Origin of the sequence: Micromonospora chalcea (genome assembly GCF_028768405.1) — a bacterium.
Classification (GTDB): domain Bacteria; phylum Actinomycetota; class Actinomycetes; order Mycobacteriales; family Micromonosporaceae; genus Micromonospora; species Micromonospora chalcea.
In genome coordinates this window covers 5,098,362-5,119,281 of sequence record NZ_CP118233.1, presented here as the reverse complement: position 1 = coordinate 5,119,281, position 20,920 = coordinate 5,098,362, and the positions used below count along the sequence as shown (strand labels likewise).

At 72.3% G+C, this 20,920-nt stretch carries 21 protein-coding genes, 1 pseudogene and 1 riboswitch; of the genes and pseudogenes, 6 read left to right on the top strand and 16 right to left on the bottom strand.

Translation table 11 applies throughout. The features are described from left to right. Positions 1-44: 44 nt before the first annotated feature. The 5 genes from PVK74_RS22960 to PVK74_RS22940 form a co-directional block, all read right to left on the bottom strand. The gene (locus PVK74_RS22960; RefSeq protein ID WP_209959669.1) at positions 45-896 is read right to left on the bottom strand and encodes a menaquinone biosynthetic enzyme MqnA/MqnD family protein; all 852 of its coding nucleotides are present in this window, start codon (positions 894-896) and stop codon (positions 45-47) included. A gap of 137 nt (positions 897-1,033) precedes the next feature. Further along, entirely contained in the window at positions 1,034-2,275 is a 1,242-nt protein-coding gene (locus tag PVK74_RS22955) for an MFS transporter (RefSeq protein WP_274477180.1), read from the bottom strand. 40 nt (positions 2,276-2,315) lie between these two features. Continuing rightward, positions 2,316-2,897: an ArsR/SmtB family transcription factor gene (locus PVK74_RS22950; protein WP_043327342.1), complete on the bottom strand. Its 582-nt coding sequence runs from the start codon at positions 2,895-2,897 to the stop codon at positions 2,316-2,318. 55 nt (positions 2,898-2,952) lie between these two features. After that, positions 2,953-3,273 carry a helix-turn-helix domain-containing protein gene (locus PVK74_RS22945; protein WP_043327344.1) on the bottom strand — a complete coding sequence of 107 codons (321 nt, stop codon included), beginning with the start codon at positions 3,271-3,273 and terminating at the stop codon, positions 2,953-2,955. Continuing rightward, a complete protein-coding gene (locus PVK74_RS22940) occupies positions 3,270-3,623 on the bottom strand; it encodes a type II toxin-antitoxin system RelE/ParE family toxin (protein WP_043330725.1) in 354 nt (117 codons plus the stop codon). Before PVK74_RS22940 ends, PVK74_RS22945 begins: the two co-directional genes overlap by 4 nt. 236 nt (positions 3,624-3,859) lie before the next feature. Between PVK74_RS22940 and PVK74_RS22935 the strand changes: the two genes are divergently transcribed. After that, complete coding sequence (locus PVK74_RS22935) at positions 3,860-5,923, top strand: HelD family protein (protein ID WP_043327346.1); 2,064 nt, start codon at positions 3,860-3,862, stop codon at positions 5,921-5,923. Between the two features lie 55 nt (positions 5,924-5,978). Here PVK74_RS22935 and PVK74_RS22930 read toward each other — a convergent pair whose 3' ends face one another. From PVK74_RS22930 to PVK74_RS22915, 4 genes are read right to left on the bottom strand one after another with little or no spacing between them, the layout of a single operon-like run. Continuing rightward, positions 5,979-6,578 carry a hypothetical protein gene (locus PVK74_RS22930; RefSeq protein ID WP_274477179.1) on the bottom strand — a complete coding sequence of 200 codons (600 nt, stop codon included), beginning with the start codon at positions 6,576-6,578 and terminating at the stop codon, positions 5,979-5,981. A gap of 4 nt (positions 6,579-6,582) precedes the next feature. Continuing rightward, positions 6,583-6,936 (bottom strand): YbaB/EbfC family nucleoid-associated protein, encoded by a 354-nt coding sequence (locus PVK74_RS22925; RefSeq protein WP_043327350.1) that lies wholly within the window; start codon positions 6,934-6,936, stop codon positions 6,583-6,585. A 9-nt stretch (positions 6,937-6,945) separates the two neighbouring features. Next, a complete protein-coding gene (locus PVK74_RS22920; protein WP_043327351.1) occupies positions 6,946-7,872 on the bottom strand; it encodes a WXG100 family type VII secretion target in 927 nt (308 codons plus the stop codon). Positions 7,873-7,881: 9 nt separating this feature from the next. After that, positions 7,882-8,202 carry a type VII secretion target gene (locus PVK74_RS22915; protein WP_043327353.1) on the bottom strand — a complete coding sequence of 107 codons (321 nt, stop codon included), beginning with the start codon at positions 8,200-8,202 and terminating at the stop codon, positions 7,882-7,884. A 154-nt stretch (positions 8,203-8,356) separates the two neighbouring features. Between PVK74_RS22915 and PVK74_RS22910 the strand changes: the two genes are divergently transcribed. From PVK74_RS22910 to PVK74_RS22900, 3 genes are all read left to right on the top strand, one after another. Then, complete coding sequence (locus tag PVK74_RS22910) at positions 8,357-9,244, top strand: ABC transporter ATP-binding protein (protein ID WP_043327355.1); 888 nt, start codon at positions 8,357-8,359, stop codon at positions 9,242-9,244. Between the two features lie 9 nt (positions 9,245-9,253). Further along, the gene (locus tag PVK74_RS22905; protein WP_174534994.1) at positions 9,254-9,991 is read left to right on the top strand and encodes an ABC transporter permease; all 738 of its coding nucleotides are present in this window, start codon (positions 9,254-9,256) and stop codon (positions 9,989-9,991) included. A gap of 94 nt (positions 9,992-10,085) precedes the next feature. After that, on the top strand, positions 10,086-10,844 hold the full coding sequence (locus PVK74_RS22900) for a VOC family protein (protein ID WP_064448418.1): 759 nt from the start codon (positions 10,086-10,088) through the stop codon (positions 10,842-10,844). A 131-nt stretch (positions 10,845-10,975) separates the two neighbouring features. On the opposite strand, the gene PVK74_RS22895 is transcribed toward PVK74_RS22900, so the two are convergent. From PVK74_RS22895 to PVK74_RS22880, 4 genes and pseudogenes are all read right to left on the bottom strand, one after another. Further along, positions 10,976-11,755: an ABC transporter ATP-binding protein gene (locus tag PVK74_RS22895; protein WP_043327362.1), complete on the bottom strand. Its 780-nt coding sequence runs from the start codon at positions 11,753-11,755 to the stop codon at positions 10,976-10,978. Then, entirely contained in the window at positions 11,752-12,846 is a 1,095-nt protein-coding gene (locus PVK74_RS22890) for a FecCD family ABC transporter permease (RefSeq protein WP_069088714.1), read from the bottom strand. Before PVK74_RS22890 ends, PVK74_RS22895 begins: the two co-directional genes overlap by 4 nt. Before the next feature lie 77 nt (positions 12,847-12,923). Further along, positions 12,924-13,856 carry an ABC transporter substrate-binding protein gene (locus PVK74_RS22885; protein WP_069088697.1) on the bottom strand — a complete coding sequence of 311 codons (933 nt, stop codon included), beginning with the start codon at positions 13,854-13,856 and terminating at the stop codon, positions 12,924-12,926. A 107-nt stretch (positions 13,857-13,963) separates the two neighbouring features. Further along, positions 13,964-14,057, bottom strand: a riboswitch (cobalamin riboswitch). Between the two features lie 120 nt (positions 14,058-14,177). Beyond that, positions 14,178-15,497: pseudogene (locus PVK74_RS22880) on the bottom strand (M14 family metallopeptidase); the annotation flags it as partial. Between the two features lie 207 nt (positions 15,498-15,704). Here PVK74_RS22880 and PVK74_RS22875 point away from each other — a divergent pair. Then, positions 15,705-17,045 (top strand): C39 family peptidase, encoded by a 1,341-nt coding sequence (locus PVK74_RS22875; protein WP_274477178.1) that lies wholly within the window; start codon positions 15,705-15,707, stop codon positions 17,043-17,045. Positions 17,046-17,134: 89 nt separating this feature from the next. Here PVK74_RS22875 and PVK74_RS22870 read toward each other — a convergent pair whose 3' ends face one another. The 3 genes from PVK74_RS22870 to mqnE are packed head-to-tail and all read right to left on the bottom strand — an operon-like array spanning position 17,135 to position 19,045. Further along, complete coding sequence (locus tag PVK74_RS22870) at positions 17,135-17,413, bottom strand: DUF4229 domain-containing protein (protein ID WP_113972208.1); 279 nt, start codon at positions 17,411-17,413, stop codon at positions 17,135-17,137. Between the two features lie 26 nt (positions 17,414-17,439). Next, positions 17,440-17,868, bottom strand: a complete 429-nt coding sequence (locus tag PVK74_RS22865) for a hypothetical protein (protein WP_043327373.1) — start codon at positions 17,866-17,868, stop codon at positions 17,440-17,442. A 7-nt stretch (positions 17,869-17,875) separates the two neighbouring features. Further along, entirely contained in the window at positions 17,876-19,045 is a 1,170-nt protein-coding gene (mqnE, locus tag PVK74_RS22860) for an aminofutalosine synthase MqnE (protein WP_043327375.1), read from the bottom strand. Positions 19,046-19,266: 221 nt separating this feature from the next. Between mqnE and PVK74_RS22855 the strand changes: the two genes are divergently transcribed. Then, positions 19,267-20,859 carry a C40 family peptidase gene (locus PVK74_RS22855; RefSeq protein WP_274477177.1) on the top strand — a complete coding sequence of 531 codons (1,593 nt, stop codon included), beginning with the start codon at positions 19,267-19,269 and terminating at the stop codon, positions 20,857-20,859. Positions 20,860-20,920 lie beyond the last annotated feature (61 nt).

Genomic DNA, 20,920 nt, shown 5'->3' with positions numbered 1-20,920 from the left:
CCCGCCCGGCCGCCTACCGCGGGGTCGGCAGCCGGGCCGCACGCTCAGCCCTGGAAGAACTCCGGACCGTCGGCCGGCAGCGCCGGCACCTCCCCGTACGCGGCCGCCCGGCGGGCGAACTCGCGCAGCCCGGCCACCTGCCGCTCACCGAGCGAGAAGTCCAGCGTCCGGAAGTACGTGGCGAGCGTGTCCGCGTCGAACGTCTCCCAGCGGGCCGCCGCCTCCGCCACCTGGTCCAGCTCGGCGAGGCACAGGTCACGCGAGCGCAGGAACGCCTCGTGCACCTCCTTGACCAGGCCGGGGTGGGCGGCGGCGAAGTCACGGCGTACCGCCCAGACGGCGAAGACCATCGGCAGCCCGGTCCAGTCGTGCCACGCCTGACCCAGGTCGGTCACCTCGAGGCCCTTGGCGGGCGCCTCGTACAGCGCGCGCAGCGCCACGTCGCCGATCAGCACCCCGGCGTCGGCCTCCAGCAGCATCTGGGTCAGGTCCGGCGGGCAGCGGAAGTACTCCGGCCGCACCCCGTGCCGCTCGGCGAGCAGCAGCTGGGCCAGCAGCACCCCGGTACGCGACGTCGAGCCGAGCGCGACCCGGGCGCCGTCCAGCTCACCCAGCGGGCGGGTGGACACCATGTTCACCGAGAGCACCGGCCCGTCGCTGCCGACCGCCAGGTCGGGCAGGAGCAGCAGGTCGTCGGCGTGCTTGAGGAACTCCACGAGCGTGATCGGGCCGATGTCGAGGTCACCGGCGACCAGGTCGGCGCTGAGCCGGTCCGGCGAGTCCTTGTGCAGGTCGACGTCGATGAGCGCGCCGGACCGCATCAGCCCCCAGTAGATGGGCAGGCAGTTGAGGAACTGGATGTGCCCCACCCGGGGGCGGGCGATGCGATCGGCCATGACCCGACCGTATCGCCGCGACCTCTCCCCCGCCGCCGGGGGATCCGATGGAGTGGTGAACCCCGCACCCGGCGGTAAGGAAGGGCCCCTTCTTAACGCCTCCGGTAGAGGAAGGGCCCCTTATTAACACCAGCCAGTCATACCGGCTCCGCCGCCACGGCTGCGGCGGGGACGACGGCGCGCTCGGCGCGTACCGCCCGGCGGACCGGCCCGGCCAGCGCCGCCACCACCAGCAGGCCGGCCACGCCGCAGCCGGCGATCAGCGTGCGCGGGCCGGCCACCTCCAGCAGCAGGCCCCCGACCAGGTAGCCGCCCATCGCGGCACCCTGTGCCGCCGCGCCGAAGACCGCGAACGCCCGGCCCCGGGCCGCCTCCGGCACCCGCCGGGCCAGCAGGAGGTTGTTGAAGACGTTGTCGCCGCCGTTACCGACCCCGCCCAGCAACCAGATCGGCACGAGCAGCCACGCCGAGGGCACCGCCGCCGACACGAGCACCGCCAGGCAGCATCCGCCGAGCAGCACCAGCCCGGCGCCGAGCAGCGCGCCGTCGTCGGCGAGCCGGCGGGCGACCCGGGCGAACAGCCACGCGCCGAGCACGATGCCGAGCGTCCACGAGCCGGTGACCAGCCCGTACACGGTGGCGCTGCTGCCGAGCGTCTCCCGGATGAAGAAGACCTCGATCACGTTCACCGCCCCGACCGCGCCGATCACCGCGGCCACGCTGCCGACCATCACCGTCAGCAGCGGGTCGCGCCGGAACCGCCACGGGGGCGCGACCGCCGCGGCGGCGCCGACGGTCACCCGGCGGCCACCCCTTCGGGTACGGACGAGCAGCCCGGCCGCCACCAGGGAGAGATAGCTGAGCGCGCCGAGGAGCAGCGGTACCCGGGTGCCGAACTGGCCGACCAGGAGCCCGGCCAGCGCCGGTCCGGCGAGCGCGCCGAGTGTGCCGGCGGTCTGGTTGAGCGCGCCGGCCCGGGGCAGGTCCTCCGGCCGCACCATGACCGGTATCAGCGCGGATATCACCGGCTGGGAGACCGCGAGACCGGTGGCCAGCAGCGCCACCAGGGCGATCACCAGCGCCGGGCCCGGGGCGTAGGCGAGCGCCAGGCAGGTCGCCCCCTGACCGAGCCCGGTCGCGATCAGCAGCACCCGGCTGTCCACCCGGTCGGCGAGACGACCGGTCAGCGGCGCGAGCGCGACCAGCGGCAGCGTCGCGGCGAGCAGCAGCCCGGAGACGGCGAGCCCACCGGCCCCGGCGGACTGGAGCGCCAGCGTGAGGGCGCTGGTGACCAGGAAGTTCCCGCAACTGGAGATGCCACGCGCGGTGGCCGCGAGCCAGACGTCCGGCCAGCACGAGGGGCCAGGTGTGAAGGACATACTTCGAAAATAATCCTTCACACCTGGTGCGCACAACCCCTCAGTCGATGGGCATCGCCCGGTACTGCGCCGCCACCGCACGGACCCCGGCGGGTGGATCGGCCCGATGCCGCCGCCGGTACGGCTCCATCAGCGCCTGGATCGCCTGGTTCAACTCGCTCAACTCCTCGGCGGTCACCAGCAGCACGCTGTCGCTGAACCAGGTCGCCGCGTACCACTCCGGCGACTCGTCCGGCGCGCGGCGCAGCCAGTCCCGGACCCGCTGGGCATCGCGGACCATGTGCGCCTCGACCAGGGCCGCCTCGGCGGCGCGTGCCTCCGGTTCGGCATCCGGCCCCACCTCGACGTGGAACGACGGATTCACCGCCTGCCACACCCGCTCCCGCGCGTCCCCCCGGCCGGGCGCCTGCCGGATCAGCCCGAACTTCGCCAGCTCACGCAGGTGGTAGCTGGTCGCGCTCGGCGACAGCCCGGCGATCTCGGCGCACTCGGTGGCCGTCGCACCGCCCTCCAGCGTGCCGAGATGTTCCATGATCGCCATACGGGCCGGGTGAGCCAGCGCCCGCATCACCTGCGGGTCGCTGATCGTCACCCGGCGCTGCTCGGGCCGCGCCTCGGTCATGCCCCAATGATCCCGCGCCGCCGACACCTGGACACGCAGGGTGGAGCCCGTCGACTCAGGCGACCTTGAGCTGCTCGTCGCCGAAATCGGCGATCAGCTTGAGCGTGCCGCCGAGAGCGGCGATGTACCGCGCGAGCACGTCCTGGGTCGCGACACTGCCCGCCTCGATCTGCGACACCCGCGCGACCGACACACCCATCCTCAACGCGACCTGCTCCTGAGTCATCTCGCGCCGCTTGCGCAGCTCCGCGAGACGCCACCCGCGGGCCTCGTCGAGCATGCCACCGATCGCGGCCTCGAATGCCTGCACACCACCGGCGGTCTCCACCGCCCGGCCCAGGTGCGAGGTGTCACGCCACCGCTTGACGCCGCTCATCGAATCTCCTCCTGCCGCTCCTTGAGGTAGGTGTCGTAGAGCTGCTCCGCCTCCGGAATGGCATCCCGGTACCAGCGCGTCCACTGCCCCGACTTGTCGCCGGCGACCAGCAGAACCGCGGAGCGCCACGGGTCGAAGACGAAGAGAATCCTGATCTCGGTGCGCCCGGCAGAGGGAGGCCGCAGCTCCTTGAGGTTACTGAGGCGAGATGCGGTGATGCTGTCGACCAGCGGGCGCCCCTCGATGGGACCGTTGCGTTCCAGCACCAGGATTGCCTGGTTCACCAGGCGGTGCGACTCACGGTCGGCAGCGTAGAGCTCATCGAGGAAGTCCTCGACCTGCCCGGTCATCAGAATCTCCCACTCCACTTCTCACCCCCGAACTTAAGAATATTATTAAGAGCCGGGTCGGTCGAGTGACACGCTCGGCAGGAAAAATCGGTGGTGCGGGCGGCTGGATGGCCGTAGCGTGGATGGCCGCCCGACGGCCGCGGTGAGCATGCACCGCAGCGGACGTCCCCGCGCCGGGAGCAGGCCAACCGCCCCGGACACGCGAGCGAGCCTCAGTTGAGCCATCGGAGTTCACAGTGCCCGCAACCGAACTTGACACCACGCCCGAACGTGACGCCACGCCCGACCTCGACGCCGAACTCGCCGCCGAACGTGCCCACCTCGACGCCTCCCGAGCCGCGCTGAAACGGATGCGGGAACGCGCCGAGGCGCTCTTCGCCACCGGCGACAAGGTGGCCGGTGACTCGTACACCGCCGAGCAGCTCGGCCGGCACATGGCCCGGCGGGTCAAGGAGCTGGCCGACGACCCGACCACGCCGCTGTTCTTCGGCCGCCTCGACTTCGGGGAGACGGACCCGGACCACGCCGGGCGGGACTACCACGTCGGGCGGCGGCACGTCACCGACGAGCTGGGCGAGCCGCTGGTGCTGGACTGGCGGGCCCCGGTCTCCCGGTCGTTCTACCGGGCCAGCGCGCGTGACCCGCAGGGCGTCGCCGTACGCCGCCGGTTCGGGTTCAGCGCGGGCGTGCTGACCAGCTTCGAGGACGAGCACCTGGACCGGGGCGAGGAACTCGGCACCGCCAGCCGCATCCTCACCGCCGAGATCGAGCGCCCCCGCGTCGGCCCGATGCGCGACATCGTCGCCACCATCCAGCCGGAGCAGGACGAACTGGTCCGGGCCGACCTGGCCGACTCGATCTGCGTGCAGGGCGCGCCCGGCACCGGCAAGACGGCGGTCGGGCTGCACCGCGCCGCGTACCTGCTCTACCTGCACCGGGAACGACTGCGCCGCTCGGGAGTGCTGATCGTCGGGCCGAACCGGGCGTTCCTGTCGTACATCGCGGCGGTGCTCCCCGCGCTCGGTGAGGTCGAGGTCGAGCAGGCCACCGTGGAGGACCTGGTCGCGCGGGTCCCGGTCCGCGCTGTCGACGACCCGGCCGCCGCCGCGCTCAAGCACGACGTCCGGATGGCCGAGGTGCTGCGCCGGGCCGTCGAGGCCCACATCGGTACGCCCACCGAGCCGATCATGGTGTCGGACGGCTCGTACCGGTGGCGGATCGGGCTCGACCCGCTGCACCGGCTGGTCACCGAGACGCGCCAGGAAGGGCTGCCCTACGCCACCGGCCGGGAACGGGTCCGGGCGCGGGTGGTGGGGCTGCTGCAACGCCAGGCGGAGGCGCGCCGGGCGGAGTCGCCGAGCGACGCCTGGCTGCGGCGGATGAGCCGGATCAAGCCGGTCACCGACCTGCTCGACGCGGTCTGGCCGGCGCTCACCCCGGACGGGCTGCTGCACCGGCTGCGTACCGATGCCGACGCGCTCGCCGCCGCCGCGGACGGCCTGCTCACGCCCGAGGAGCAGGAGTTGTTCCGGTCCGGCAAGACCGCGCGTACCGCGAAGGCGACCCGGTGGACCGCCGCCGACGCGGTGCTCATCGACGAGGTGGCCGGGCTGCTGGAACGGCCCGCCGGCTTCGGGCACGTGGTGGTGGACGAGGCGCAGGACCTCTCCCCGATGCAGTGCCGCGCCATCGCCCGGCGCAGCGAGCACGGCTCGATCACTCTTCTCGGCGACCTCGCCCAGGGCACCGCGCCGTGGGCCGCGACCGATTGGCGGGAGTCCCTGGCCCACCTGGGCAAGCCGGACGCCGCTGTGGTGCCGCTGAGCGTGGGCTTCCGGGTGCCGGCGGCAGTGGTGGCGTTCGCGAACCGGCTGCTGCCGGCGCTCGCCGTCGACGTACCCCCGGCCCGCTCGCTTCGCCACGACGGCGCGCTGGATGTGCGTACCGCCGAGGACCTGGCGGCCGCGACGGTGGCCGAGGTGCGGGCGGCGCTCGCGCACGACGGCTCGGTCGGTGTGATCGCCGCGGACGACGCGGTGGACCGGCTGCGCGCGGCGCTCGCCGACGCGGGCGTCGCAACCGCGACGGCCGACGACGTCGAGGCCGCGGCGCGCGTCACAGTGGTCCCGGCGACGCTGGTCAAGGGCCTGGAGTACGACCACGTGGTGGTCGTCGAGCCGGCCGCGATCGTGGCCGCGGAGCCGCGTGGGCTGCACCGCCTCTACGTGGTGCTGACCCGGGCGGTCTCCCGCCTGGCCGTGCTGCACCGCGAGCCGCTGCCCGCGCCGCTGGCCACCTGACCTGGGCGGGCTGCTGCGGCCCGGCCCCTGGTCGCGGCCCGGCGAGCGGGCCCGGTCAGGCGCTCAACGCGGCGGCGACCTCGCGCAGCGGCCGGCCGGAGTCGGCGATCGGCACGGTGAACGACAGCCAGGAACCGTCGGTGAAGTCGATCCGCAGCCGCTTCGGGTTGAGCCGGTGCCACCCGACCCGGGCCGAGGCGACCTCCGCACGCGCGGCCGACCACGCCACCGACGTCTCGGCCAGCGCGCGTTCCTCGGCCTCGCGCCCGGCCAGCAGCTTGACCCCGCCGGTACGGCAGACCAGCAGCCGCCGGTCGGTGACCGCGAGCAGCGTCTCCCGGACCTGGAGGTCGGGCCGGGCCGGGCGGAGCGCGCGGTGCAGGCGGGAGGCGGCCGAGCCGGGTTGGCCACGGCCGGCGATCCCCCAGCCGATCGCGTCGACCAGCCGGTCACCGCGGTCCCAGGTGGCCAGCGGCAGGAGGACGTTCAGCAGCACCGAGCCGAGCGTCCGCCGACCCGGCTCGGCAGTGCACTCCGGTTCGGGCGGCGGCGCCGGAGCGAGGCCCTGGCCGACGTCGGCCTTGGCGTGGGCCAGCACGCGCTCGCCCGGCTCGACGAGCCGGTCGATCGGGTCGCGGTATCTGGTCTCGTCCATCGGCTCAGTATCGGCCGTCGCCGTAGCCGTCGTCGGTACGGCGCTCCGCCGCCGGGGCGTTGCCCATCACCTCGCCGACGATCTCGCGTACCCGGGCGGCGGCGGCCTCCTGCGCCCGGTTCGCCGCGGCGGTGATCTCCTCGGCCAGCGTGTACGAGTCGAACCGCATGGCCCGCGCGTTGATGTCGGTGGAGAGGATCTTGCCGTCGGCGGCGGCCACCACGGTGACCAGGCCGGAGTCGCTGACCCCCTGGGCGCTGCTCTGCTCCAGCTCGGCCATCCGCGCGCCGAGTTCGCGCTGCCACCCGTCCAGGTTGCGGGCCAGCGCCTCGATCCGGTCCAGGGCCGGGAACGTCATGGGTGCCTCTCAGTTCACGATCGAGTCGAACACGTTCTGCACGCCCTTTGTGTACGGGCCGAGATCCTCGCGGTACGTGCCGTCCACCAGGTAGTTGCGGTCCTTGCGCCCGTCGGAGATGTCGTGCAGCCCCATGCCGGTGTCGAGCAGGGCGCCGCCGATACCGGGGATGTTCACCGGTGACGCCTGGTTGATGGCGAACTTGCCCGGGAACAGGATGGCGGCGCGCTTGGCCTTGAACAGCACCGCCTCCCTGGTGTAGCCGGCCTTACTGAACGCGCCGTACGCCTTCTTGGCCTTGCGGAGCTCCAGCACCACCTGGCGGTAGCGCATGAGCAACTCGGCGACCTTCTGGAGCTTGGTGGCGAGCTTCGTGAGGATCTCCGCGAACCGCGCCACGATCTTGACCATGCGGCCGACGGTGGTGGCGAGCCGGGCCAGCACCCGGACCACTGTGGCGGCCAGGCTCACCCCGGCGCTCAGCACTGCCGCCACCGCGGCGATGATGACCTCGGTCAGGAACCAGAGCAGGAACTCCAGGATCAGCTCGACCAGCAGGTTGAACGCGTCGACAGCGGCATTGGCGGCGTCGACCAGCACCTCCTTGGTGCCGTCCAGCCCCTTGGCCAGTTCCTCCATCGCCTCCTCGATCGACTCCATCGAGGCGTGGAACTTGTCCGCCGCGTCGCCGTCCCAGGCGCCGCGCAGCCGGGCCCGGTCGGCGACCTGGTCGCCGGCGATCCGCCGGACCGCGTCGCCGGTGGTCAGCGCGAGCTGGGCCGCCCGCATCAGATCGTCCGGCTCGCCGGCGACCAGTTCCAGCAGCTGCTCGAACGGCCACAGCACCGCGTTCGAGAGCGGCTTGAACGGGTCGGGCGTGCCCGACACGATCTGCTCGAAGTAGGTCTTGTTGCGCTGCAGCGCCTCGGTGCTCATCCCGCCCCCTCAGGCGCCCGGCTGGAACATGTCGGTGTTGGCCACGTCCGTGCCGGTGTACGCCTCGGCGGTGTCGCGGAGCCCCTCGGCGATCGTCGCCATCACCTCGGCGCCGTCCTCCAGCCCTGCCAGGCACGCCTCGAACTGCTGCTCGTACGCGGCGGCGAGACTGAACGACGCGGGCATCACGCCGAACGCGTGCCGGGCCACGTGGCCGTCGCGGAACAGTCGGTGCAGCTCACGGAACTGGCCGGCCCGGTCCCGGGAGGCGGCGGCGAACGCCGTCAACGCCTCCGGCTGCACCTCGAGATTCCTGCTCGGACTGGTCACGGACCCTCCCCAGTGTCCGGTCGGAACTTCCACCGTCCTCGACGGCGCCACCAGCCTAGGGGATGTGCGCAGTTCCACAGGGGGCGGCGACGGTTGCCCCGGCACGGTAGACAGGGAGTGCACGAGCACCCTTCCGCCGCCCGAGGAGCCCCGGATGATCCTGGCCCGCGCCGAACAGGTCAGTCGCCGCTACGGCGACGTGCTGGCCCTGGACCGGGTCGACCTGACCGTCCGGGCCGGGGAGCTGGTCGGCCTGCTCGGCCCGAACGGCGCCGGCAAGAGCACCCTGATCAACCTGCTGGTCGGGCTGCGCCGCCCGAGCGGCGGCCGGGTCGAGCTGTGCGGCGGCGACCCGCGTGACCCGGCGAGCCGGCGGCAGCTCGGCGTCACGCCGCAGGAGACCGGCCTGCCCGGCACGCTGCGGGTCGGCGAGGTGGTCGACTTCGTCTCCGCGCACTTCCCCGACCCGGTGCCCCGGGGCGAGCTGCTCGACCGGTTCGGCCTCGCCGACCAGGTACGCCGGCAGACCGGCGGCCTCTCCGGCGGCCAGCGTCGCCGGCTGGCGGTGGCGCTGGCGTTCGTCGGCCGTCCCCGGCTGGTGGTGCTGGACGAGCCGACCACCGGGCTCGACGTGGAGGCGCGGCACGCGCTCTGGGACGCGATCCGCGGCTTCCACGCCGACGGCGGCGCCGTGCTGCTGAGCAGCCACTACCTGGAGGAGGTGGAGGCGCTCGCGCAGCGCGTCGTGGTGATCGGCCACGGGCGGGTGCTGGCCGACGACTCGGTGGCGGCGATCCGCGGGATGGTCGGCGTACGCCGGGTCAGCCTGGTCGCCGACGACCTGCCGACGCTGCCCGGGGTGGTCGCCACCGAACGCGCCGACGGGCGGGTGCACCTGCTCACCACCGACGCCGACCAGCTCGTCCGCGACCTGGTCACCGCCGGGGTGGCGTTCCGCGACCTGGAGGTCCGGCCCACCTCGCTGGAGGAGGCGTTCCTCGCCATCACGGCCGGCGACCGGCCCGCGCCCACCCCCGCCTAGGAGACAGTCGTGCCGCTCGCCCTCGTCCACGCCCGCTACCACCTCCTGGAGATCATCCGGATTCCGGTGGCGGTGGTGGGCAGCGCCTTCTTCCCCGCGGCCGCGATGCTCTTCTTCGTGGTGCCGTTCGCCGGCGACGACCCCACCGGCGCCACCTACGCCACCGCCGCCATGGTGACGTTCGCGGTGATGAGCGCCAACATCTTCCAGTACGGCGTGGGTGTCGCCGAGGACCGCGACCAGCCCTGGAACCCGTACACCCGGACCCTGCCGACCGGACCGGCCCCGCGACTCACCGGGCGGATCCTGGCCGGGCTGGTGCTGACGTACGTGTCGATGATCCCGGTGGTGGTGATCGCCGCGGTGGCCACCGAGGCCCGGGTCAGCGCGCTGCAGTTCCTGCTCGGGCTCGGCGCGGTAGCGGTGATCTCGGTGCCGTTCACGCTGCTCGGCCTGGCGATCGGCTACGCGCTGCCGAGCAAGGCGGCGATCGTGGTGGCGCAGGTGATCTTCTTCCCGCTGGCGTTCGGCGGCGGCCTGCTCTCCGGGCCGGACGACGCGCCCGGCTTCATCAAGGCGATCGCCCCCTACCTGCCGACCCGGGGCGCCGTGGAACTGATCTGGGCCGCGGTCACCGACTTCCGGCCCGGCGCCCTGTCGCTGGTGATGCTGGGAGTCTGGGTGCTGGTGCTCGCCGCGGCCGCCGGCTGGGCGTACCGGCGGGACGAGGGACGCCGCTTCACCTGACCTTTTGTCCGGTTCCGGCCCGGTGGCCGACCCGGCGGTGCCACGATGCCGACAGGGCGGGTCAGCGGGACCGTCCCCGGCGAGAGGGGTCACCGTGAACGGCGTCGAGCCCGGCACACCCTGCTGGACCGACCTGGCCACGCCGGGGCTGGAGGACGCGCGACGGTTCTACCCCGAGCTGTTCGGCTGGACCGGGCAGATCTCCCCCGAGCCGGAAGCGGGCGGCTACACCGTCTTCCAGAAGGACGGCAAGGCCGTCGCCGGGGCCGGCCCGCCGGCCACGCCGGACCAGGTGCCGGTCTGGTCGATGTACGTGGCCACCGACGACGCCGACCTGGTCGCGACCCGGGTGGAGGCGGCCGGTGGGCAGGTGGTGGTCTCCCCGTTCGACGTCGCCACGCAGGGCCGGATGGCGGTGCTCGCCGACCCGGCGGGCGCGGTGTTCAGCGTCTGGCAGCCGATGGCGATGCGCGGCGCCGAACTGTTCAACGCACCCGGCGCGATGTGCTGGAACGAGCTGGTCACCCCCGATCCGGAGAACGCCAAGGAGTTCTACGCGCTGGTCTTCGGCTGGCACCCGGAGGAACGTCCCGCCGGGCCGGTGCCGTACACCGGGTGGCGCTGCGGCGCCCGGATCGTCGCCGGGATGCTGCCCCGGGCCGAGCCGATGCCGGAGGACCTGCCCGCGTATTGGGCCGTCTACTTCGCGGTGGAGGACGCCGACGTCACCGCCGCGCGGGCCGCCGAGCTGGGCGGCACCATCCTGGTCCCGCCGCGCGACAACCCGGCCGGCCGCAGCGCCGCCCTGCGCGACCCGTCCGGCGCCCTCTTCTCCATCTCCACCCTCCGCTGACCCCACCCTCCCTTCCCCGTCGATCTTGCAGTTGCGGCCCTCGTGGCGTTACATTCGCACCTTTTGCCGGGGCCGGAAGTGCAAGATCGACGGCGCGAGAGGGCGGGCGCGCGAAGGCGGGGCGGGTGGGGTCAGGTTGGGCGGACGGGGACCACCAAGGGGCCGTGGTCGCCGGGGATCACCCGGATGTGGGCTCGGTAGTGGCGGGCCAGCAGGGCCTCGGTGAGCACCTCGTCCGGTGGACCGGCGGCGGCCACCCGGCCGTCGGCCAGCAGCACCAGACGGTCGGCGTACTCGCCGGCGATCGAGAGGTCGTGCATGGTGGCCAGCACGGTCAGGCCGTGCTCGCGGCGGAGCTGGTCGACCAGTTCCAGCACCTCCTGCTGGTGCCCGATGTCCAGCGCGCTCGTCGGCTCGTCCAGCAGCAGCAGGGTGGCTCCCTGGGCCAGCGCCCGGGCCAGGAAGACGCGCTGCCGCTCGCCGCCGGAGAGCGTGGCCAGCTCACGGTGTGCGAACGGGCCGAGGTCGAGCCGGTCCAGCACCTCGTGCACGGCGGCCAGGTCGGCGGCGGACTCGCGGCCCAGCGCCGGGATGTACGGGGTACGCCCGAGCAGCGTGTAGTCGAAGACCGACATGCCGGCCGGCACCACCGGGGACTGGGCCACCGTGGCCACCACCCGGGCCCGTTCGCGGCGGCGGAGCGCGCCGATCGGCGTACCGAAGAGTGCGACCTCGCCCGGGCCGGTCAGCAGGCCGCCGACGGCGCGCAGCAGGGTCGACTTGCCGGCGCCGTTGGGTCCAATCACGGTGACCCACTCACCGGCGGAGACCGTGAGGTCGACGCCGGCCAGGATCGGGTTGCCGCCGAGGGCGACCCGCAGGTCGTGCACGCGCACGGCGGGGGCGTTCACATCGCCACCCGGCGGGCGGTACGCAGGACGAGGACGAAGAACGGGCCGCCGAGCAGCGCGGTGACCACGCCGATCGGGATCTCGGCGGGGGCGGCGGCGGTACGGGCGACCACGTCGGTGAGCGCGAGGAACGCGCCGCCGAACAGCATGGACAGCGGCAGGATGATCCGGTGGCTGGAGCCGAAGAGCAGCCGCATGGTGTGCGGCACGATGATGCCGACGAAGCCGATCAGCCCGGACGCGGAGACCGCGGCGGCGGTACCGAGCGACGCGGCGGCGATCAGCAGGTAGCGGGAGCGCTGCGGGTGCAGCCCCAGGCCGGTGGCCTCGTCGTCGCCGACGGAGAGCACGTCCAGCTCACGCCGGTGCAGCAGCACCACAACGGCGGTGAGCACGAAGTACGGCAGGACCAGCCACACGTCGTGCCAGCCGGCGGTGGCGAGCCGCCCGAGCAGCCAGGAGTAGACCTGCTGGATGTTGTCGGAGTGCTGTTGCAGCAGGTACGTCTGCCCGGCGCCGAAGAACGCCGAGACCGCCACCCCGGCCAGGATCAGCGTGGCCGGTGACCGGTCCCGTCCGCCGGCCGCGCCGAGCAGGTACGTCAGCACGACCGCGCCGAGCGAGCCGACGAACGCGGCGAGCGGGATGGTGATCGGCAGCCCGGTCAGCGCCCCGCCGGCTCCGGCGCCGAGCACGATCGCCGTGGTGACCGCGAAGCCGGCGCCGGCCGCCACGCCGAGCAGGTACGGGTCGGCCAGCGGGTTGCGGAAGACGCCCTGGTAGCAGCCGCCGGCCAGGGCGAGGAGCGCGCCGACGAGCAGGCCGAGCACGACCCGGGGCAGCCGCAGCTCGGTGATGATCGCGATTTCCCGCTCGGTGAGCCCGCTGTCGAGGCGTACCCCGGGTAGCAGGTTGAGCAGTTCGGCGGCGACGCTGCCGGGCGGCAGGCTGACCGGGCCGAGTGAGACGCCGGCCACCAGCGCGACGAACACGGCCACGACTCCGGCGAGCAGCCAGCGCTTGCGTAGCCCGGCGGGCCGGACCGGGGCGCCGCCCGCGCCGGGCGCCCCGCGCCGCCCGGGGCGGGACAGCGACCGGATGCCCGGCCGGGACGCCCGAGGCGTTCCGGCCGGGTTCGGGGCGGAGTCCGCCTGTCGTAGGGCCACTGTCAGGCCGGAACCTTGGCGGTGGCGTCGACGATGACCTTGAGAAGGTCGACCACGCGCGGGCCCCAGCGCGAGGCGATGTCGTCGTCCAGCTCCACGATCTGGTTGTTCTTCACCGCGTTGATGCCGGCCCACCCGCTGCGCGCCTTCACCGTGTCGGCGTTCTGCTTGCAGCACTTGGTGTCGGACAGGAAGACGAAGTCGGGGTTCGCCTTGACGATGACCTCCTGGGAGAGCTGCGGGTAGCCGCCGTTCTTCCCGTCGGCGTCGGACGGGTCGGCGATGTTCTCCAGCCCGGCGAGCGCGTAGATGGTGCCGATGAACGTCTTGCTGGTCGCGGTGTACAGCTCCGGACCCAGCTCGTGGAAGTAGGTCAGCTTCTCGGTGCGCTTGGGCAGGTCCTTGGTCAGCGCGGTGATGTCGTCCTTCATCTTCTGCACCACGGCCTCGGCCTCGGACCGGTGGCCGGTGAGCGTGCCCAGGTCGGTGAGCTGCCGGTACGTGTCGTCGAGCGTGGCCGCGGCGGGGATCTGCAGGACCGGGATCTTCAGCGCGACGAGCTGGTCGGCGATCTTGTTGAGGTTGTCCGAGATCACCACCAGGTCGGGGTTGCGGGAGGCGACCGCCTCGGCGTTCGGCTGGTAGCCGGACAGGTCGGTGCGGGGCGCCTCGGCCGGGTAGTTCGACTGGTCGTCGACGGCGGTGACCTGCTTGCCGGCGCCGATGGCGAAGAGCATCTCGGTGGAGGTCGGCGAGAGCGAGACGATCTTCTCGGGCCGCTTCTCCAGCGTCAGCTTGCCGACGGTGGCCGGGAACGCGCCGCCGGAGGCGCCGGCGGCGGGGGTGTCGGTCGAGGTCTTCTCGGCGCAACCGCCGAGAAGCAGCACGCCGGCCGCGAGCGCGGTGGCGAAGAGCCGGGGGGTACGTCGGGACATGAAGCCTCCTGTCGGTCGAGGAGTGTGGTGCTTCGCCGACAGGAAGAGAGGCCCGTCCGCGAGGCGCCCTTCCTCGAGAGCGCGTGTCGCGACCGGGCCGCAGGCGACCTGGCTCGTCCCACGTCCGTCGGCGCCGGCGGGAGGCCGACGCCGCGCGTACGGGGCATCACAGTTGCGGGACAGCGCCGGTTTCGCACCGGCTTCGCTGTGGCACGGTCGGTGCCACGGTAGCGCACGACCAGCGGAGATCGTCCGGACGGTGGGGGTGGGTGGGAACCCCGGCGGGGGTGGAACCGGGGTTCCCACCCGGTGGTGAGGTCAGCAGTACTGGCTCTGCTTGCCGATCGCCCGGTACGGGCAGTCGGCGTACTCGGACAGGATCAGCACGGCTTCCCGGTTGCGTGAGGTCTGCGCCGGGATCACCTCGTCCGGCGGGTAGAAGCCGCCGCCGGAGGCCGAGCCGGGGTACATCTCGAAGGTGTACGCCCAGATCTTGTGGGCGCCCCACATCCAGTCGATGCTGGTGCCGTCGGCGATGTAGAGGTCGCTCGACTGTTCCGGGGTGTAGTTGTTGGTCGCCGCCATCTGCCGTCCGATGGTGGCGAAGGTGTTGTACTGGTCGGTGTTCATCCCGGTGGCGGTGTTGTTGTACGTGTACCCGTACGGCCAGAGCACCAGCTGCGAGTAGGTGTGGAAGTCGATGTTCGCCTTGATCTGCTGCACCCCGCCGACGACCCGGCTGTTGACGAAGTTGCGCAGCGCCGCGGTCTCCGGCGCGGAGAAGGCGGACGGGCCCCGGTAGGTGTCCGACGACTTCGAGCTGGACGAGCCGCCGCAGCAGCCCCACTGGTAGCCCCAGTTGCGGTTCAGGTCGGTGCCGACGGCGGTGGAGCCGCTGTTGGGCTGCCGGTTCTTGCGCCAGGAGCGGTAGGAGCCGGTGGCGATGTCGTATTCGCTGCCGTCGGGGTTGACGGTGGGGACGATCCAGATCTCCCGGGTGTTGACGATGTTTGTGATCCGGGAGTCGCTGCCGTAGTTGTCGGTGAAGAGGTTGAGCAGGTAGATCGCCATTTCGACGGTGAGGTGCTCACGCGCGTGCTGCTGGGCGTTGAACAGGATCTCCGGCTCCGCCTCGTCGGTGGCGACGTTGTCGGAGATCTTCACGGCCATCAGGTCCCGGCCCTGGTAGGACGTGCCGATGCTCAGCTTCCGCGCGATGGTCGGGTGGTCGGCGACCACCTTGTTCACCACCGCTGTCAGCTCGGCGTAGTCGTGGTAGTTCGAGTCGGCGGGCGGGAACGCGTTGGCGGTCATGCCCCCGTCGGCGTGGTCGTGCTCCGGCACGACGTCCTTCTCGAGCCGGAACCCGAGCCGGGTGATCGCGTTCGCCTCGGCCTTGGTGGCCGTGACGTGCAACACACCGTGTTCGGAGTAGTCGATGGCGGCGCCGGTGCCGGCGACCGCGGTGCGGTCCGCGGCGGTGCGGGGGCCGAGCACCCGGTACGCGACGGTGGCCGGCTCGCCGGAGCCCTCCGGCGCGGGCCGGGCGACGGCGGGCGCGGCGGCCGCGCTGACGATGGTCAGGCCGACGGCGGCGGCGAGCGCCAGCCGGCGGCGGAACGGAGAGGTGCGGAAGGCCATGGACAACCTCCTGGGGGTACGGGAGAGCTCCCGTTGTCCGCACACTCCACCAGGAGACACATGGTCATATCAATATCTGTCTCTTCCTTTAGTCATCCCGACCTGATCGTCACTTCGGCAATGATTTTCCATGCCTGAACATCTGGCGAAACTTCCCGCCAGGCGCGACAGTGAACGGCAACGATGCCGTCTCCCCGTGGAGCTGCCATGTTCGGACGACCCATGCGCGCGGCCGCCCTCGCCGGCCTCACCGCGCTCACCCTCCTCGGCACCACCGCACCGGCCCAGGCACAAGCCCCGCGGCCGGGCGTCACACACGACGAACAGATCACGTTCCAGGAGTTCTCCCGCTTCCCCGACTGGCGCAGCGGCTCCCACCAGGGCACCCGCGCCGTACCGGGCCGCCACCCCGCGCTGACCATCGACCGCCCGGTGGGCACCACCGAGTTCACCGACGAGCACACCGGCACGACCCGCACCTGGGAGTACGCCACCTGGACCTCACCCGAGCGGCGGATCGGGTTCGACGCCAGCGAGATGGTCGCGTCCTGGAACGCCGCCACCCCGGCCGGCACCTGGATCCAGGTCGAGCTGCACGGCACGTACAACACCGGGGCGCAGACCCCGTGGTTCGTCATGGGCCGCTGGGCCTCCGGCGACCAGGACATCAAGCGGTCCACGCTGGACGGCCAGGGCGACCCCTGGTCGAGCATCTGGACCGACACGTTCTCGATCGACGACGCCGACGCCGGAGTGCTGCTGCGCTCGTACCAGTTGCGGCTGACGCTCTACCGCGCGCCCGGCCAGACCGCCGCGCCGCAGGTCCGAATGGTCGGCGCGATGGCGTCGAACGTGCCCGACCGGTTCACCGTCACCCCGAGCCGGGGCGGCATCGCCTGGGGCACCGAGCTGGCCGTGCCGCGCTACTCGCAGAACGTCCACATCGGCGAGTACCCCGAGTACAACGGCGGTGGCGAGGCGTGGTGCTCACCCACCTCGACGGAGATGGTGGTCGAGTACTGGGGCCGCAAGCCCTCGGCCGAGGACACCTCCTGGGTCGACCCCGCCTACCCCGACCCGACTGTCGACCACGCCGCCCGGATGACCTACGACTACGAGTACGACGGCGCGGGCAACTGGCCGTTCAACACCGCGTACGCGGCGAGCTTCCCCGGCCTGGAGGGCCGGGTCACCCGGCTGCACTCGCTGGACGAGGCGGAACGCTTCATCAAGGCCGGCATCCCGGTGGTCACCTCGCAGTCGTTCCTCGCCAGCGAACTCGACGGGGCCAACTACGGCACCGCCGGGCACCTGTTCGTGATCGTCGGCTTCACCGCCGAGGGCGACGTGATCGTGAACGACCCCGCGTCCTCCTCGAACGAGGCGGTGCGCAACGTCTACAAGCGGGAGCAGTTCGAGCAGATCTGGCTGCGCACCAAGCGCTACCGGGCCAACGGCACAGTGGCCTCCGGCTCGGGCGGCATCGCGTACCTGATCAAGCCGGTCGACCGGCCGTGGCCGGTCGTCCCGGGCTCGACCAACTGGTGAGCGGCTCGACCATCCGGTGAACCGCTCGACCGGCTGGTGAACGGCGAAGGGCCCGGCGCGACGTCGCGCGCCGGGCCCCGCCGGTCCGCTCAGCTGTCGCGGCGTTCGCCCTCCGGCTCGGCCTGGTCCTCACCGGCCAGCGCGGAGCGCAGCCGGTCCTTCTCCAGGCGACGCCGCTCCGCCGCCTCCGCCATCTCCCCGGCCATCTGGTCCCGCAGGCCCTTGAGCAGGAAGAACGACAGCGTGGCGGAGAAGATCAGCGCCAGCATCAGCCGCAGGAACATGTTCATGTCGACGAACCAGAGGGCCGCCAGCACGACGACGAACAGCCCGATCCGGCCCAGCGTGTACTTGAGCGCCGCGCTCATTCCCGCATTCCCACTCTCTTCGTGCCTCAGCCCGTACGCCGGGCCAGCCAGTGCACGCCATGAAACCAGACGACCGCGTAGACCACGGTGAACACCGCCGCGGCCAACGCTCCCGTGAACAGCGCGGGCAGCCCCGAGGCCAGTCCGGCGGCCAGCAGACCGGCGAGCACGCCGAGCGCGATGCCGGCCAGCGCCGCCACCACCCGGGCGGCGCCGAACTCCCAGGCCCGGAACTCGTCCCAGAACAACCAGAGCGGCAGGATCACCGCCAGCCAGCCGTTCGTGCCCCCGAAGCCGCTGTCGCCGATGGTGGCGAACGCCCATTCGAAGACCAGCAGCGCCAGCACCCCGATGACCAGGCCGGCGAGGCTCACGCCGAGCAGGTCACCGAGGGTCAGGATGCGCCCCTCGGCGTCACGCCGGGGGAAGGCGCGCTGCTGTTCCTCGCCGCTCATCGCCCGCTCAGGCCCAGACCTGCTGCGGCTCGGACCGGCGCTCCGCCAGCGACGGCGGCCCGTCGTACTCACGCACGATCTCGTAGCGGGTGTTCCGCTCGACCGGGCGGAACCCGGCGTCCCAGATCATGTGCAGCAGGTCGTCGCGGTGCATGGTGTTCGGCGTGCCGTACGAGTCGGCGTCGTGGGTGATCTTGTATTCCACGACCGAGCCGTCCAGGTCGTCGACGCCGAAGTTCAGCGAGAGCTGCGCCACCGACAGGCCGTGCATGACCCAGAAGCACTTGACGTGCGGCACGTTGTCGAACAGCAGCCGGGAGACCGCGAACGTCTTCAGCGACTCGGCCGGCGAGGCCATCGTGGTGCGGGCCTGGATCCGGTTACGGATCTTGCCGTCCGCCGAGTCGACGAAGTCGTGCTGGTAGCGCAGCGGGATGAAGACCTGGAAGCCACCGGTCTCGTCCTGCAGCTCGCGCAGCCGCAGCACGTGGTCGACCCGGTGCCGGGGCTCCTCGATGTGGCCGTAGAGCATGGTCGACGGCGTCTTCATGCCCTTGGAGTGGGCCAGCCGGTGGATGCGCGACCAGTCCTCCCAGTGGCAGTTGTGGTCGACGATGTGCTGGCGGATCTCCCAGTCGAAGATCTCCGCGCCGCCGCCGGTCAGCGACTCCAGGCCGGCGTCCATCAGCTCGTCGAGGATCGCGTCGGCGGTGAGCCCGCTGATCTTCTCGAACCACTGCACCTCGGTCGCGGTGAACGCCTTGAGGTTGACGTTCGGCAGCGCGGCCTTCAGCTCCCGCAGCACCTTCGGGTAGTAGCGCCAGGGCAGCGTCGGGTGCAGGCCGTTGACGATGTGCAGCTCGGTGAGCTGCTCGTCCTCCATCTCCTTGGCCTTACGGACCGCCTCGTCGATCCGCATCGTGTAGGCGTCCTTCTCGCCCGGCTTGCGCTGGAACGAGCAGTACGCGCACGACGCCGAGCAGACGTTCGTCAGGTTCAGGTGCCGGTTGACGTTGAACATCACCCGGTCGCCGTTGAGCTCCGTACGCCTGTGGTGGGCCAGCCGGCCCAGCCAGGTCAGGTCGTCGCTGTCGTAGAGGGCGATGCCGTCCTCGCGGGTCAGCCGCTCCCCGGCGTACACCTTCGCTTCGAGTTCGCGCTTGAGTCCGGCGTCCATCCGAAAGCCACGTCCTTCCCCCTGGGTTCCCGATCGAGCGTACGTCGCGGGTCCGACCAGCCGCCGACGTGGTCGAGCCAGTTCACCCGCCGTCACTCTCCGCACATCGACATCGCTGCGACGGTGAGGTAAGACAGGGTGGGGCGGAACACACACCAGTGCCGTCCTGTCCTGACACGCCCCACCTCGCGTGGCGGGCACCAGACCGGACGGGGAGCGGAATGTCCGACAGCACCAAGGCCCGGCGGCGACGAGGCCGGCAGCCGGTGATCTCACCGGTCCTGCGTCCGGCCCTCTGGTCCGCCCTCCTCGGTGCGGTCGCGGCGGCGGCGCTCGCCACCCCGGCCTGGGCCGACCCGCTGCCCGACACCGTGCCCAGCACCGGCTCCCGCCCCCAGGTCACCGGCCCCCTGCAACTGCCCGGCAGCGTCCCCGGCCTGCCCGGCAGCGTTCCGGGCGTGCCCGGAGTAACCGTCCCGGGCCTGCCGGGCGGCACCACCGGCGTCACCAACCCGGCCGACGGCCCGCTGATCGCGCAGATCAACCAGCTCGACGCCCAGGTCGGGCTGCTGGGCGAGGAAATGCTGCGGATCAAGGGCGAGCGGGACGCCGCACAGGCCGAGCTGACCCAGTCCGCCACCCGGCTCAAGGAAGCCGAGGACGCGCTCACCCGGGCCCAGGAGAACGCCAAGAGCGCCGCCGCCGACGCGGTCAAGGCCGACGCGGCGCTGCCGCCGGGCGAGTTCGGCGCCAGCCTGCGTGACTTCGCCAACCTCCAGCGCATCACCCGGGGCGACAAGGCCGAGGGCGCCACCACGTCGGTGACCGGCGAACTCCTCCGGGCCACGAACGCCGAGCGGATCGCCCGGGAGGCGCACGACTCGGCCCAGCGCCGGGCGACCGAGAAGGCCGCCGAGTTCACCCGCGCCGAGACCGACCTGCGCAAGCAGGAGACGACGCTCGTCGCGCTGCGCAAGGAGAACGCCGCCAAGCTGCTCGAGATCGAGCGCCTGGCCGACGCCGCCGAGCAGCAGCTCGGCAGCTCGTACGTCGTCAACCAGAGCATCGACGGTCTCGCGGCGGACCCCAAGGCGCTCGCCGCGGTCCGCTACGCCCTCGCCCAGCTCGGCGACCCGTACCTCTGGGCCGCCGAGGGCCCGGACCGGTTCGACTGCTCCGGCCTGGTGCTCGCCTCCTACCGGTCGGCCGGCTACAAGGGCCTGCCGCGGGTCGCGAAGGACCAGTACTACGCCACCCGCTCCCGCACCGTCTCACCGAACGCGCTGCTCCCCGGCGACCTGCTCTTCTTCGCCTCCAGCAGCAGCTGGACGAGCATCCACCACGTCGCCATGTACATCGGCAACGGCAAGATGGTGGAGGCGCCCCGGACCGGCGACGTCGTCAAGATCTCGGTGGTCCGCTGGTCCCGGCTCTACGCCGCGACCCGGGTGATCGGAGCCGTCGCCGCCCCGGCCACCCCGGCTCCCCCGCCGCCCGTGCCGACCACCCCGCCGCCGTCGTCCCCGACGCCGAAGCCGACGCCCACCACGCCGAAGCCGACGCCGACGACCCCCAGGCCGACGCCGACCACCCCGAGGCCGACCACGCCCACGCCGGACCCGACGACCTCCAGCCCGACGCCCAGCACGCCGCCCAGCCCGCCCGGGGAGCCGACGCCGACGCCGAGCGAGAGCAAGAGCGCCGCGCCGAGCACCAGCGCCGCCCCGAGCAGCAGCAGCGTCGCCCCGTCGCGCAGCACGTCCGCCAGCGCTTCCGCCAGCGCCTCTGCCAGCGCGAGCGGCAGCGCCGACTGACCCAACCCGCACTCCGGCTGTGCGCCCGGGCCGGAATATGGCACGGTGAGATCCAGGCACT